General features: G+C 64.7%; 11 protein-coding genes and 1 tRNA gene. 7 read left to right on the top strand and 5 right to left on the bottom strand.

The annotated features are described in order from the left end of the window. Nucleotides 1–10: 10 nt before the first annotated feature. Complete coding sequence (gene secD, locus ACYQ0L_RS11745) at nt 11–1609, bottom strand: protein translocase subunit SecD (protein ID WP_459789405.1); 1599 nt, start codon at nt 1607–1609, stop codon at nt 11–13. Nucleotides 1610–1628: 19 nt separating this feature from the next. Further along, complete coding sequence (gene yajC, locus ACYQ0L_RS11740) at nt 1629–1946, bottom strand: preprotein translocase subunit YajC (protein ID WP_459789404.1); 318 nt, start codon at nt 1944–1946, stop codon at nt 1629–1631. Between the two features lie 231 nt (nt 1947–2177). Between yajC and ACYQ0L_RS11735 the strand changes: the two genes are divergently transcribed. The 3 genes from ACYQ0L_RS11735 to ACYQ0L_RS11725 all read left to right on the top strand — a co-directional run bounded on the left by ACYQ0L_RS11735 (nt 2178) and on the right by ACYQ0L_RS11725 (nt 3525). Then, a tRNA-Pro gene (locus ACYQ0L_RS11735) sits at nt 2178–2254 on the top strand. Nucleotides 2255–2357: 103 nt separating this feature from the next. Beyond that, a complete protein-coding gene (locus ACYQ0L_RS11730; RefSeq protein ID WP_459789403.1) occupies nt 2358–3188 on the top strand; it encodes a pirin family protein in 831 nt (276 codons plus the stop codon). 43 nt (nt 3189–3231) lie between these two features. Continuing rightward, nucleotides 3232–3525 carry a GNAT family N-acetyltransferase gene (locus ACYQ0L_RS11725; protein ID WP_459789402.1) on the top strand — a complete coding sequence of 98 codons (294 nt, stop codon included), beginning with the start codon at nt 3232–3234 and terminating at the stop codon, nt 3523–3525. A 107-nt stretch (nt 3526–3632) separates the two neighbouring features. Here the strand turns inward: ACYQ0L_RS11725 and ACYQ0L_RS11720 are convergent, their stop codons facing one another. Continuing rightward, nucleotides 3633–6371, bottom strand: a complete 2739-nt coding sequence (locus tag ACYQ0L_RS11720) for a TonB-dependent receptor (RefSeq protein ID WP_459789401.1) — start codon at nt 6369–6371, stop codon at nt 3633–3635. A 429-nt stretch (nt 6372–6800) separates the two neighbouring features. After that, nucleotides 6801–7424 (bottom strand): response regulator transcription factor, encoded by a 624-nt coding sequence (locus ACYQ0L_RS11715; RefSeq protein ID WP_459789400.1) that lies wholly within the window; start codon nt 7422–7424, stop codon nt 6801–6803. Between the two features lie 319 nt (nt 7425–7743). Here ACYQ0L_RS11715 and ACYQ0L_RS11710 point away from each other — a divergent pair, with 319 nt between their 5' ends. Both ACYQ0L_RS11710 and galE read left to right on the top strand, forming a co-directional pair. Further along, a complete protein-coding gene (locus ACYQ0L_RS11710; protein ID WP_459789399.1) occupies nt 7744–8724 on the top strand; it encodes a diguanylate cyclase domain-containing protein in 981 nt (326 codons plus the stop codon). A gap of 87 nt (nt 8725–8811) precedes the next feature. Continuing rightward, nucleotides 8812–9849, top strand: coding sequence for a UDP-glucose 4-epimerase GalE (gene galE, locus ACYQ0L_RS11705; protein ID WP_459789398.1), 1038 nt, complete (start codon nt 8812–8814; stop codon nt 9847–9849). A gap of 31 nt (nt 9850–9880) precedes the next feature. Here the strand turns inward: galE and ACYQ0L_RS11700 are convergent, their stop codons facing one another. Beyond that, nucleotides 9881–10291: a hypothetical protein gene (locus ACYQ0L_RS11700; RefSeq protein WP_459789396.1), complete on the bottom strand. Its 411-nt coding sequence runs from the start codon at nt 10289–10291 to the stop codon at nt 9881–9883. Nucleotides 10292–10569: 278 nt separating this feature from the next. On the opposite strand from ACYQ0L_RS11700, the gene ACYQ0L_RS11695 reads away from it, so the two are divergent. Together ACYQ0L_RS11695 and ACYQ0L_RS11690 are read left to right on the top strand one after the other, a co-directional pair. Next, the gene (locus ACYQ0L_RS11695; protein ID WP_459789395.1) at nt 10570–11865 is read left to right on the top strand and encodes an acyl-CoA dehydrogenase family protein; all 1296 of its coding nucleotides are present in this window, start codon (nt 10570–10572) and stop codon (nt 11863–11865) included. A gap of 5 nt (nt 11866–11870) precedes the next feature. Beyond that, complete coding sequence (locus ACYQ0L_RS11690; RefSeq protein ID WP_459789394.1) at nt 11871–13388, top strand: MFS transporter; 1518 nt, start codon at nt 11871–11873, stop codon at nt 13386–13388. The last annotated feature ends 7 nt before the right edge of the window (nt 13389–13395 follow it).

The raw sequence follows: 13395 nt of genomic DNA, 5'->3' as shown, positions 1-13395 counted from the left end.
CTCGCCCCGGTCAGATGTTGAGGTCGCGCGGGCGCTTGGCCTTCAGCCAGCCCGCCACCCACATGCGGGTCAGCGTGACGCCGGTGAAGACGCTGGTGAACAGGCCGATGATCAGGACGACCGCGAAGCCGCGGATCGGGCCCGAGCCGAACATGAAGAGCAGCGCACCGGCAATGAAGTTGGTGATATTGGCGTCGTAGATCGCACGGCTGGCTTCGCGGTAGCCGGTTTCCACCGCCGTCACCACGCGCCGCCCGCGCTTGCGCTCTTCGCGAATGCGTTCGTAGATCAGCACGTTGGCGTCCACCGCCGCACCGATGGTGAGCACGAACCCGGCAATACCGGGCAGCGTCAGCGTGGTGTTGAGCACCGCCATGATGCCCAGGATCATGATCACGTTGATGACCAGCGCCATCGTCGCATAGACGCCGAAACGGCCATAGGTGACGATCATCAGGGCCACCACCAGCAGCGAACCAATGCCCATCGCGATCAGGCCCGCCTTGATCGAGTCCGCACCAAGGTCAGGCCCGACGGTGCGTTCCTCGACGATCGCGAGGTCCACCGGCAGCGCGCCCGAACGCAGCGAGATCGACAGCGCGGCTGCGCTATCGGCATTGAAGCTGCCCGAAATCTGCGCCGAACCACCGCGGATCGGCTCGTTGATATTGGGTGCGGAAAGAACTTCGCCGTCGAGGATGATGGCGAAAGGCTTACCGACGTTCTGGGTGGTCAGCTGCGCGAAGCGCTGGGCGCCCTGCGAGTCGAACTTGATGTTGACGACGTTTTCGTTCGTCTGCGGATCGACGCCTGCGCTCGCGTCGACCAGCCGGTCGCCCTGGATGCCGCCGAGGCGACGGACCGCGATGCTGCTGCCTTCGAACGGGGTGCCCGCGGCGTAGGGGAATATCTCGCTGCCCGCAGGCGCAATGCCCTGCGCCACATCGGACGGCAGCGCGTCCTGATCGACCAGCTTGAATTCGAGCCGCGCGGTCTGGCCGAGCAGTTCCTTGAGCTGTTCGGGATCCTGCAGGCCGGGCACCTGCACCACGATCCGCGTATCACCTTGGCGGATGATCGTCGGCTCGCGCGTGCCCAGCTCGTCGATCCGGCGGCGAACCACGTCGGTCGCCGAATCCATCGCCTGCGTCACCGCATTGTCGATCGCCTGCTGCGAAGGCGTAAGCACGACGCGGCTGGTGTCGACGACAGTCAGCTCCCATTCGCGGGTCAGCCCCTCGCCGTTCATCAGCGGGGTCAGGATTTCGCGCGTCCGGTCGATCTCGCCCGCATCCTCCAGCATGAAGGAGAGGCGGCCATTGCTGGTCGAGACATCGCCGATGCGCACTTCCGGGCTCGCATTGCGAAGCGCGTTGCGCACGCTCTCTTCCATGTTCTGGAGGCGCTGCGCCGCCACCTGCGAGGGTTCCGCCTCCAGCAGGATGTGGCTGCCACCGGCGAGGTCGAGGCCGAGGTTGACCGTCGGCTCGGGCAGTTCATCGGGATAGGAAATGCCCGCAGCGGCGAACAGCGAAGGGATCGCGCAGATGGCGACGGCGAGCGTGAGCCCCCACAGCCAAATTTTGCGCCAGCGTGGAAATTCGAGCATCTCGCGGGTCTTCCTGCGCTCAGTCGTTGCTGGCTTTGGGGAGGATCACGTCGCCGATCGTGCTCTTCACGGCCTTGACCCGCACGTCCCGCGCCAGTTCCAGTTCGACCTCGTCATCGCGCACGGCGACGATCTTGCCGATCAGCCCGCCCGCGGTGACGACCCGGTCGCCCTTCTTGAGCCCGCCGATCTTTTCCTGATGATCCTTCTGCCGCTTCATCTGCGGACGGATGATAAGGAACCAGAAGATCAAGATCATGCCCACGAAGGGCAGGAACTGCATCCAAGCCGGTGGCGCACCTGCTGCGCCGGCCGCGGCGGTCATGAGATCGAGCATTGGGAACCGGGTACCTGTTTGAAAGTGAACGGTCGAGATGGAGTGCCGGGATGGTGAGTGCAAGCTTCGCGGCGAAGCGAAACGCAGCTGCCCTCCCAGGCCCGCCTTGACCGGCGCGACTAGCAGCCTTGCAGGCGGAGAGCAATCGCGCTCGGCCCGACTTTGCGTGGCGAGTGAAAGGAGGGCATTGCCAGCCGCGCGAAGCGTCCCTATAGGCCCCCTTCCACTGCTCGGGAAGTAGCGCAGCCTGGTAGCGCATCACACTGGGGGTGTGGGGGTCGCAGGTTCGAATCCTGTCTTCCCGACCAGTGGAATTACCCTCTTCATCGCGATGTGCACCACCCGCCTTCCCGCCCATCCGGGCGATCGCGCAGGCTGGTATCCAACGGCCGGGACCCTATGTGGGCGGGCATGACAACACGCCCCCTCCTATCGCTCCACCGCGCCGTGCGCGATGATATCGACACGCTCGTCACCCGCCGACCCGTGCCGGGCGCAGGGCTCGAACAGGTCGATCCGTTCCTGTTCCTGAACCACCACGGGCCGCAGACCTACCCGCCCGGCAATCGCGGCCTGCCGTTCGGGCCCCATCCGCACCGCGGATTCGAGACCGTGACCTTCATCCTCGAAGGCAGCCTCGCCCATCACGATACCGGCGGCGGCGAGAGCATCGTGGAAGAAGGCGGCGTGCAATGGATGACCGCAGGCAGCGGCCTGACCCATGCCGAGCTTTCGCCCGAATCCTTCAAGCAAAGCGGCGGCCCGCTCGAGATTCTCCAGCTTTGGGTCAACCTGCCCGCGCGCCTGAAGATGACGACGCCTGCCTACATACCCGTAACCGCGGACCAGATCGCGGCGGTAGAGCTGGCCCCGGGCGTTACCATGCACCCCACCTCGGGTACGCAGGGCGCGCCGATCGAATCGCTCACTGGCGTCATGCTCGCCACGATCGAGATAGCGCCCGGCAGTTCGGCCACCCTCCCCGCCCCCGAAGGCCGCAATGTGCTATTCTATACCGTGCGCGGCGCAGCAAGCGCCGGCGGCAGCGAGGTGCCCGAGCACACGCTCGCGAAGCTGGGCGACGGGGATGGCGTCGAAGTGTCGAGCGAGAGCGGCTGCCTGCTGTTGTTCGGCCATGCGGACCCGATCCGCGAGCCGATGGTCGCCCACGGCCCGTTCGTGATGAACACGCGCGAGGAAATCGTGCAGGCCATCAGGGACCATCAGGCCGGCAAGTTCTGAGCGCGGGTTCCGCGCCCATGGCCGGTGCGCTAGACCGCTGGGCATGAGCAATATCACCATCACCCGGGTCGAGAACGATTCGAAGGGCCTCTACGTCGCTCATGTCGATGGCGTCGACGAGGTGGGCGAACTCACCTTCTCCCGTGCCAGCCCCACGCTCGTGATCGTCGACCATACCGGCGTGCCCGACAGCCTGCGGGGCAAGGGCATCGGTTCGGCCCTTGCAGAGCGGGTCGTGGCGGATGCACGAGCCGAGGGTTTCCGCATCGTCCCGCTGTGCCCCTTCTTCAAGGCCCAGGCGATGCGCCACCCCGACTGGGCCGACGTCGTTCAGTAAGGCGGGCCTGCGCAGGGGCCATCATGTCCCCACCCCCGGGAAAGTAAAAACGGCGCGGAAGGCATTGCCTCCCGCGCCGTTTCTTTGGGCAGTGCCCGGGCTTGCGATCAGAAGCCCGCGCGCACCGTGATGCCGTAGGTCCGCGGCTCGGCGAGGTAGGCAGAATAGGTCTGCTGCTCGGCCACGAAGGGCGTGTTGAAGGCGACCTGCGTGTAGTCCTGGTCGAACAGGTTCTGGCCCCACAGTTCCAGCGCCCACTTTTCGTCCGGGCCACGGATGCCGATGCGTCCGTTGACGAGTACGAAGCCGTCCTGTTCCTTGCCGTACAGCAGGTCGGAGCCGGTGTTGTAATCGCTGCTCATGCGGGTGTTCAGGTAGAACAGGCCGCTCAGGCCGCTGTCGCCGATCGGCGGGGTATACGAAACCGATGCGGTCGCGGTGATCTCCGGCGCGTTCGACATGTTGTCGCCCGGCAGCAGACGCAGCGCCGGATCAAGCGGAGTACCCGTATCATCGCCGATCAGGTCGTCCTCGTACCGGGTATCGGCGTAGGTCAGGCCGAAATTGGTGGTGAGGAAGCGTGCCGGCCGCAGGCTCAGTTCGGCCTCGACGCCCTTGGCGACGACGCCGGGCTGCACGTCATCGGGGCTACAAGCGCCGGTCGTGATGTCGTTGTCCAGATCCGCCCCGCCCAGCGACGTGCCGCACGCGTTGATGTTCTGAACGACGAAGACCGAGCCGTTGAAGGTGTTCAGCTGGAAGTTCGAGAACTCCTGGTAGAACGCGGCGACCGACAGCGTCCAGTTGCGCCCGTCGTACTTGCTGCCGATTTCGAAGGCGTCGACGGTTTCCTGGCCGAACTGGAGGTTTTCCGTCGAACCGGTCACCGCCGGGTTGCCGACCACCGGGCTCGCCTGAAGCGCCGAACGGTCGAGGTTGAAGCCGCCCGCCTTGTAGCCGCGCGAGTAGCTGGCGTAGGTCAGCAGGCGATCGGTCGGCTTGAACGAGAGGATCGCGGTGCCGGTGAATTCGTCCTCGTCACGGCTGTCGGACAGCGTGACGCCGTTGAGTTCGGCGGTGCTGTTGCCCTGGCATGACAGCGAGATAATCCCGCCCGCCAGCGCTGCGGCACCCGTGCCGAGCAGCGGCGAAAGCAGCGCCCGGTTGGTCGGGCACACGGTGTTGTCGTTGCCGAAGGCTGCGTCGAAGTCCTTGGTTTCGCTGGTGTACCGAAGGCCGAGGGTCAGGTTGAGCCGGTCCGTAATGTTCACGATGTTATGCGTGAAAACCGCGAAGTTGTTGCTCTCCTGGTTGTAGACATCCCTCGTCGAACCGAGATCGTTGATCGTCGCGAGGTTATCGAGCCCGGCGAAGATCAGCGGCGATGCCGGGCCGAGCAGCGGAGCCACGACCGTGCGGGCTCCCGCCGAGATACAGCCCGAAGAGGACGGATCGGCCAGCGCGGGGTTGATCGCGTTGACGACGCGGCAGGGCGCGAAGGCTCCGTACTGCGTGCCGAAGCGCAGGTTGTCGCGCGTTTCGAGCTTCTCATTGGCAAAATAGCCGCCGATCAGCCAGTCGAGCGTGCCGTCGAAGGCTTCGCCCTGCAGGCGCAGTTCCTGACTGAAGGTCTTGAACTGACGCGCACCGGCGTCTTCCCCGGGTGTGCGGTAGAGGATGTCGACCTGCGTGTAGTCGGTGTCCGACCCCTGGAAGTTGGAATATTCGCGATACCCGGTGATCGAGGTCAGCTGCGCGCCGCCGAAATCCCAGTTCAGTTCGAAGCCGACGCCGTAATCCTCGGTCTCACCAGCATAGCTGCGGCCCTGACTGACATAGATGTCGCGGTTGAAGGTATCTTGCGTCAGCGCAGCCGGATTCTGGCCGAGCGCCAGCAGCACCGGCACGATCGGGTTCGCCGTGCTGGTCAGCGCGGGGGTCTGCGTGCCGGGATAGTCGAACTTCGCATCGGCAGAGACCGGCGAGACATCGTCCGCAAGGCGCGCCAGCGGTGCGAAGCTGGGCTGCACGAAGGTCGCGGCGCAGCACGCCTCGTCCTTCTTCGAATAATCTGCCGTCAGGCGTGCGGTGATCGTTTCGGACGGTTCGAACAGCAGCTGCCCGCGCACCAGATAGCGGTCGCGATCATTGACGTCGGTATTGTTGACGACATCGTTGTAGAAGCCGTCACGCTTGAAATAGACACCGTCGACACGGGCCGCGAGCGTTTCGCCGATCGGGCCGGTGACGCCGCCTTCGACACGGATCGCATCGTAATTGCCGTAACTGAACGCGCCGTAGCCGCCGAATTCGAATTCGGGCGGAGCGGTGTAGATGTTGATCAGGCCGGCCGAGCTGTTGCGCCCGCCGAGCGTGCCCTGCGGACCGCGCAGCACTTCGACCCGGTCGATCGGGCCCAGTTCACTCAGCGCGTTGCCCGAACGCGACCGGTATACGCCGTCGACGAACACCGCGACCGAGCTTTCGAGACCGGGGTTGTCGCCGACCGTGCCGATGCCGCGGATACGCGCGGAACCATTCGATTCGTTGCCGGTGGAGGAAACCAGCAGCGAGGGGGCGACCTGGTTGAGTTCGCGAATATCGTTCGCGCCGGAATTGCGCAGTTCTTCCGAAGAAACCACGTTTACCGCGACCGGAACATCGGTCAGCTGCTGGGTACGACCCTGCGCGGTAACGACGATGACGGGGCTGTCATCGAGCTGCTCTTCCATATCGGTGGCAGCGCTTTGCGGATCGGTGTCCTGCGCGAAGGCAGCCACATGCGGAAATGCGAGACTGCCGGCGAGCGCGCCCAGCGCGATCGAGCGAGTGAGGGTGGCTTTCATGCTTACTCCCGGTAAAAATTATTACATGCGACGGGAGACGGGCAGGCCGGATTGCAGGCGCAGACGCTGCATTTCCAACCTAACAACCCAAGCGGCGCGCCATTCTTTAATGTGTCGTCACCACTCGGAAATAGCCTTCTCCCAAGCATTTGCAGCTTGCCTGCATTGGAATAGAATTACAAGTCGCAGCAGCTTTCGGGTCATTACTGTGGCACTTCCGCGACACCGCGCGCAACAACCGAGCTTTCCGTAACGTCAGTATAATTTGAGTCTTGCGTAAAGCGCACGCAAGTGGCCGCGCGACCTCTAAATGGCCTCGATCAAACGGGTGCATCCCAAGTAAAAACCGATGTCATATTCGTCGTTCCTTGCGATCCCGCCGTGCCCCCTGCGCGCGTTGCTGTCGCCCGCCGCCGCTCCGCCAGCGGATCACTTCGCCGCAGCCGCTACCTCGCAGTTGAGCAGCGTGTCTTCGAAGAACATGCGCAGCGCCTCTGCGCTCGAACTGGCGTCGAGCTTGGCGAGCATGTTCGCCCGGTGGATTTCCACCGTCCGCGGGCTGATCCCCAGCCCGATCCCGATCGCCTTGTTCGAATGCCCGTCCGCCATGCAGGCGAGCACCTCGGCCTCGCGCGGGGACAGCCTGCCCAGCCGGATCCGCGCACAGGCGGCCCTGCGGCGCGCGCTGGCGTAGTCCGCCTGCCCCTTGTCGAGCTGCGCCAGACTGCGCTTGAGCAGGGCCGCGTCGATCGGCAAGGCGAGGTAATCGTAACCGCCCCCTTTGACGAATTCGGCGATCCGCTGCGGCGAAGGCTCCTGCCCGAACGCGATGATCGCCAGCCACTCTCCGAACTCCATCAGCCTGCGGCGCACGACGAGCGCGTCGAGCCGGTCATCGGCGACCAGCACCGCCGTGTCCGACGCCTCGCGGTACAGCAGGAACTCGGCCAGCCGCTCGTACGGCTGCACATGAAATCCGGTCGCAGCCAGCACGCGCAGCATATGCGCCAGCGCATCCTTGTCCGGATCGATCAGTACCACTTTGTCGCGCATTGCCGATGTCCCCCATGCTTGCGGCCGCACTGGCCGTGAGGACAACATCCGCGTTTATGCGCTCCGCAGAAATACGAGGAACTGCGGATGTCGAGCTATCGGGCACGCGGGCCGCGCGCTCACAAGGGCCGCCGCCACCGTAACCGCGCAATGGCGCGTGCTCCGAAACGGACGAAAATCGCCGCCGACATCTTGCGAGTGCATTAACCTTAAGAAGCTATTGCCGCTGCGCAGATGCCGTGCGGCTCCCGCTCGCGAAGCGCCCTTTAAAAGTGCGGTCGCAATGCCGTTCTTGGTCACGGGAAGAGGAAGAACGATCATGCGACATGGGCGGGCTGCTGCCGAGGAGGTTAACCACGAGGCGCTGCGCGCGTCACCGGGACTTCACACACCGGAGCACCACGGCGACATTCACGATGCCATGGGGCGGATCGCCGACATTGTCGTCGCCAACGGCGAGGGGCTGACGCTCGAAAGCCTGATCAAGGCGTTCTGGCGCAGCTATTCGGCGAGCCAGGGCAACGTCGTTTCCATTCACGAGGCACGCGGCGGCACGCCCGGCCCCGTCGCGGCCGAAGATGCCTTTGCCCGCATGCCCGGACGGATCGACCGGATGGCGCAGAGCCTCGGCCTTCTGGGCGACCGGGTCGACCGGAACGAAGAGCGTTTCGTGCGCGAAGCCGCCCGTGCCGCGCGCGCCTATCGCGACGAGCTCGACCTGGCGACTGCCTGCCTGCCCGTGCATCGCCGCCATGCCGATGGCCTGGGCGACGCGCGCCCCGATGCGCCTGCGATCGAGACGAGCCTGCCCAACCGCGCCCAGTTCGAGGTCGCCCTGAGGGAGAATTTCCGCATCGCCCGCAACGAGGTGGAACCGCTGTCGGTCGCGATCTGCTCGGTCAGCCGGATCGATCAGATCGTCGAGAACCACGGGCTTCATACCGCCACCCGCCTGATGGAACGGGTCGCCAGCACCTTGTCGCTGGCAACGCGCGGGGAATGCTACAGCGCCCGCAAGACCGCGTCAGAATTCATCATGCTGGCGCGCGGGATCACCATCACGCAGTTCCAAGCAATCCTCGAACAGAGCATCGTCGACCTCTCGGCGCGCCGCTGGCAAGACAGGTTTTCCAACAAGACGCTCGGCATGGTCGAAATGCATGTGGGCATCGCCCACGTCTTCGATTTCGCCAATCCCGCCGAAGCGATGCGCGCAGCGGATTTCGCCCACGGGCGGGCGATGCTCGAACCGGCGGGCACGGTGGTGCTGGCCGATGCGTGCGACCTCGACGAGGATTGAGCAGGGCCAGCGCGATCGCCCGGCGCCACCCCCTTGCGATCGAGAACTTTATTTCTTTGAAAGCAGTGCTGGCCTAGCATCGCCTGCATGAACGGCACATCCCCTTCCAAGAGCGGTGGCGCGTCCCCCGCCCCCGTCCTCGTAACCGGCGGCGCCGGCTATATCGGCAGCCACGCGGTCCACGCCCTGCGCGATGCAGGCCGCCCGGTGGCGGTGATCGACAATCTTTCGACCGGCTTCCGCTTTGCGGTGCCGCAGGACGTCCCCTTCTACGAAGGCGACGTTGCCGACCGCGACCTGCTCGCCCGCATCTTCGCCGACCAGGGGACGCGCGCGATCATGCATTTCGCGGGCTCGATCATCGTGCCCGAATCGGTGGAGAAGCCGCTCGCCTATTACGACAACAACACGGCCAAGAGCCGGACGCTGATCGAAGCGGCGGTGACGGCAGGCGTGCCGCACATCCTCTTCAGCTCGACCGCCGCGACCTACGGCGTGCCCGACGTCTCACCGGTGACCGAGCGGACGCCGACCGTGCCGATCAATCCCTATGGCTGGTCCAAGCTGATGACCGAACAGATGCTTGGCGACAGCGCGGCGGCTTACCCGATCAACTTCTGCGCCCTGCGCTACTTCAACGTTGCAGGGGCAGACCCGCAGGCGCGCACCGGCCAGTCCACCGCCGGCGCGACGCACCTGATCAAGGTTGCGGTCGAAGCCGCGCTGGGCAAGCGCGACGCGGTGAGCGTGTTCGGGACCGATTACGACACGCCCGACGGCACCGGCGTGCGCGACTATATCCACGTCAGCGATCTGGCGGCGGCGCACGTCCTCGCGCTCGATGCCCTGATCGCGCAACCGGACCGATCGATGACGATGAATTGCGGCTACGGACGCGGGTTCTCGGTGCTTGAAGTGCTCGACGCGGTCGACCGGGTGACCGGCGCCCAGGTCGAACGGGTCTTCGGGGGACGGCGCGCGGGCGACCCGGCGATGCTGGTCGCCGACAGTTCGCTGCTGCGTGCGACAGTGCCGTGGACGCCGAAATACGACGATCTCGATACGATCATCGAACACGCGCTGGCATGGGAAAAGAAGCTCTCGTCGATCCGCGCCGAAGGGTAGCGGCTAGGCGGCGCCGGCCCGTGCGTCGCGCTTAGATCGCCACCGCCATGCGCGCCATCAGCCGCCGTGCCGCGTTCCAGACCGACTGGCGGCGCGACGCATCGAGCATGTCGCACAGAAACGTGTCGAACGACGCGCGGTCGTTCTTCGCGGCGGCGGTCGCGCAATCCACCAGCAGCATTTCGTCATAGCTCATGCGGCTGCGGCACGGCGGGTTCAGTACGATGGGTTCGGGCCACGCCCTGCCCGCTTCATCAAGGAAGACGAGGAAAGAATGCACCGCCAGCGGCGCGCCGAGCTGGTCGGCCAGGTCATCGCAGCAGAAGCTGCGCCCCCGCCGGGCAAGGTGCGTGTAGCGCAGCGCCTGGACGATCCGCGCGTGGACGGGCGCGACGTTCCGGATATCGGGCGTGCTGGTGAGAAGATCGAGATCGAAGGCCATGGCGATGGTCGTGCTCCTTGCTGCCGTCGAATCGGGAGTACCCCACCTTTTCCCCTCTGTAAATGCGACTAACTCGCATTAGCATATTATGGCGCAAGACATGGCGGCTGCTCGTGAACAAATCGCCCATCGCGACCGAAGACGGCGCGAAGCTGGTCACCGTCATGATGAAGCGCTGCATGTTTGCCGCGCCGCAAAGCGATCCCTTGTTCCTTTTTGAAAACTAGGTATGCTCGCTCCCAGAACGTGCAAAAGCGCGTCGCGTGGGAGAGAAAACGATGGCCTGGGATTTCGAGACCGAGCCCGGTTTCCAAGAGAAGCTGGACTGGATGGAAGGCTTCGTGCGTGAGAAGGTCGAGCCGCTCGGCCTGCTCGGCATTCATCCCTATGACGTCAAGAACTCGCGGAGAAACGCGCTTGTTCGGCCCTTGCAGGACGAGGTGAAGCAGCAGGACCTGTGGGCCTGCCACCTCGGACCGGAACTGGGCGGACAGGGCTACGGCCAGGTCAAGCTGGGCCTGATGAACGAGATTCTCGGCGGCGCGAGCTTCGCGCCGATCGTGTTCGGCTGCCAGGCGCCCGACACCGGCAATGCGGAGATCATCGCCCATTACGGCACGCCGGAACAGAAAACGCGGTATCTGGAACCGTTGCTTGAAAACAAGATCGTTTCAGCTTTCTCGATGACCGAGCCACAGGGCGGATCGGACCCGACCAACTTCGTCACCCGCGCCGAGCCTGACGGCGATGACTGGAAGATCAACGGGGAGAAATGGTTCTCCACCAACGGCAAGTGGGCCGATTTCCTAATCGTGATGGCGGTGACCGATCCCGATGCTCCGCGCCACCAGCGGATGAGCATGTTCATCGTGCCGGTCGACACACCCGGCGTCGAAATCGTGCGCAACGTGGGCGTTTACGGGCAGGAGAACGGTTCGGAGAGCTACATTCGGTACACCGACGTGCGCGTTCCGGCGGATCATCTGCTGGGTGAGCGCGGCGGGGCCTTCGCCATCTCGCAGACCCGGCTGGGCGGCGGCCGCGTCCACCATGCGATGCGTACGGTAGGCAATTGCCGCCGCCTGCTCGACGCGATGAGCCGCCGCGCGGTCAGCCGCAAGACGCGCACCGGCACGATCGCCGATTACCAGAGCGTGCAGATGCAGATCGCGGACAGCTATATCGAGCTGGAGCAGTTCAAGCTGTTCGTCCTGAAAACCGCGTGGATGATCGACAAGCACCAGGACTACCGCAAGGTCCGCAAGGATATCGCGGCGATCAAGGCGCTGATGCCCAAGGTCTATCATGACATCGCGCAGCGCTGCATCCACATCCACGGATCGCTCGGCGTGTCGAACGAGATGCCCTTCGTGGGCAACCTGATCGGGTCGATGGTGATGGGCATCGCCGACGGCCCGACCGAGGTTCACAAGGTGACGGTTGCGAAGCAGCACCTGCGTGCATACCGCGACATCGAAGACCCGATCTTCCCAGACTATTCGCTGATCGAGCGGCGAGCGCGGGCGCAGGACATGTACGATCCGGTCGAGGAAATCGTCGAGGCGGCGGAATAGCCCGGATGGCCACCACCGCCCCCCCCACCGCGACGTCTTCCGCCCTCGCCCCCACTCCGCCGATGACGCGGGTGCATCGGCTCAGCTTCGGTTTCGGCGCGATCGCCAATGGCGTGAAGAACGCCGCCTTCTCCACCTACCTTCTGCTGTTCTACAACCAGGTGCTCGGCGTCCCCGCCGCCATCGTATCGGGGGCCATAGCGCTCACGTTGCTGGTCGACGCCTTCGCCGATCCGTTCATCGGGCGCTGGTCCGACATGACGCGCTCGCGCATCGGGCGGCGCCATCCCTTCATCTTCGGCTCCGCGCTACCGACGGCGGCGTTCTTCGTGCTGTCGTGGTTCCCGCCGGACGGCCTCAGCGACATGCAGATGGGCGTCTGGATCTTCGCGCTCGCCTCGCTCACCCGCATGTCGATCAGTGCGTTCGAGATCCCGACCAGCGCGATGGCGGCCGAACTGACAGACAATTATTCCGAACGCACCGGACTGTTCGGACTGCGCTATTTCTTCGGCTATCTCGGCACGTTCGGGTTTGCGGCCTTCTCGCTCGCGGTGTTTTTCGTCGCCACGCCAGAGATTTCGCGCGGGCAGCTGAACCCCGAAGGCTACGTCAAGTTCGCCTGGCTCGGCGGGGCGCTGATCCTGATCGCCATCTTGGTATGCGGCTTTGGCACCCTGAGCCGCGTGCCCCAGCTGCGCCAACGCGACGAACCGGGCGAGGGGGCCACCCCCGCCTCGCACTTTAAGGAGATGTTCGCAGCCTTCCGCAATCGCGGTTTCCTCGCGATTTTCGGCTTCGGCGTGTTCAAATATACTGCCATCGGCCTGTATGCGGCGACAACGGTCTATTTCAGCACCTATGTCTTCAAACTGGAGGCAGACCAGCTGGCGCTGCTGACCTTCGACAGCCTGATCGCTGCCGTCCTCGCCGCCCCGCTCGCGCCGCGTTTCTCGCGCTGGCTGGGCAAGCGCAACACATCGATGTTCATGGCGATAGTCGGCATCACGCTGGGCATCTCACCGCTGTTCCTCACGCTGATCGGCGCCTTCTTCCAGCCCGGCGATCCGATGCTGCTGCCGACTTTGTTCGTGATCGGCGCGGTCTACGGCGCGATGATCGCAATCTCGCTGATCAACACATCGTCAATGCTGGCGGACGTGGTGGAAGACCACGCGGTGCGCACCGGCCAGCACACGGCAGGCGTGTTCTTCGCGGCCTCCAGCTTCATGCAGCAATGCTCTGCCGGGCTCGGCATCATGATGGCGGGCATCGTGCTCGAACTGTCGCACTTCCCGACCAAGGCCGACGTCGCGCAGATCACGCCCGCGATGGAGCAGAGCCTGATCATCCACTACATTCCGTTCTCGCTCGGCCTGTGGATCATCGGCGCGCTGTTCCTCCTCTTCTACCCCATCACCGAAGAAACGCACCGCGAGAACGTGGAACGTCTGAAGGCGCGCGAGGCACAGGCGCGCGAACAGACAATCCGCGACGGCGCCTTCGGCTCTCCGGCAAGATAGGATGGAT

It is taken from the genome of Alteriqipengyuania triglochinis (assembly GCF_054655655.1).
The sequence above is the reverse complement of the archived record's forward strand: the minus strand, read 5'-3'. Positions and strand labels throughout refer to the sequence as shown.

Coding starts and splice junctions, on each gene's coding strand:
- secD (WP_459789405.1), bottom strand. CDS start 1,609: ATGCTCGAATTTCCACGCTGGCGCAAAATTTGGCTGTGGGGGCTCACG.
- yajC (WP_459789404.1), bottom strand. CDS start 1,946: ATGCTCGATCTCATGACCGCCGCGGCCGGCGCAGCAGGTGCGCCACCG.
- ACYQ0L_RS11730 (WP_459789403.1), top strand. CDS start 2,358: ATGACAACACGCCCCCTCCTATCGCTCCACCGCGCCGTGCGCGATGAT.
- ACYQ0L_RS11725 (WP_459789402.1), top strand. CDS start 3,232: ATGAGCAATATCACCATCACCCGGGTCGAGAACGATTCGAAGGGCCTC.
- ACYQ0L_RS11720 (WP_459789401.1), bottom strand. CDS start 6,371: ATGAAAGCCACCCTCACTCGCTCGATCGCGCTGGGCGCGCTCGCCGGC.
- ACYQ0L_RS11715 (WP_459789400.1), bottom strand. CDS start 7,424: ATGCGCGACAAAGTGGTACTGATCGATCCGGACAAGGATGCGCTGGCG.
- ACYQ0L_RS11710 (WP_459789399.1), top strand. CDS start 7,744: ATGCGACATGGGCGGGCTGCTGCCGAGGAGGTTAACCACGAGGCGCTG.
- galE (WP_459789398.1), top strand. CDS start 8,812: ATGAACGGCACATCCCCTTCCAAGAGCGGTGGCGCGTCCCCCGCCCCC.
- ACYQ0L_RS11700 (WP_459789396.1), bottom strand. CDS start 10,291: ATGGCCTTCGATCTCGATCTTCTCACCAGCACGCCCGATATCCGGAAC.
- ACYQ0L_RS11695 (WP_459789395.1), top strand. CDS start 10,570: ATGGCCTGGGATTTCGAGACCGAGCCCGGTTTCCAAGAGAAGCTGGAC.
- ACYQ0L_RS11690 (WP_459789394.1), top strand. CDS start 11,871: ATGGCCACCACCGCCCCCCCCACCGCGACGTCTTCCGCCCTCGCCCCC.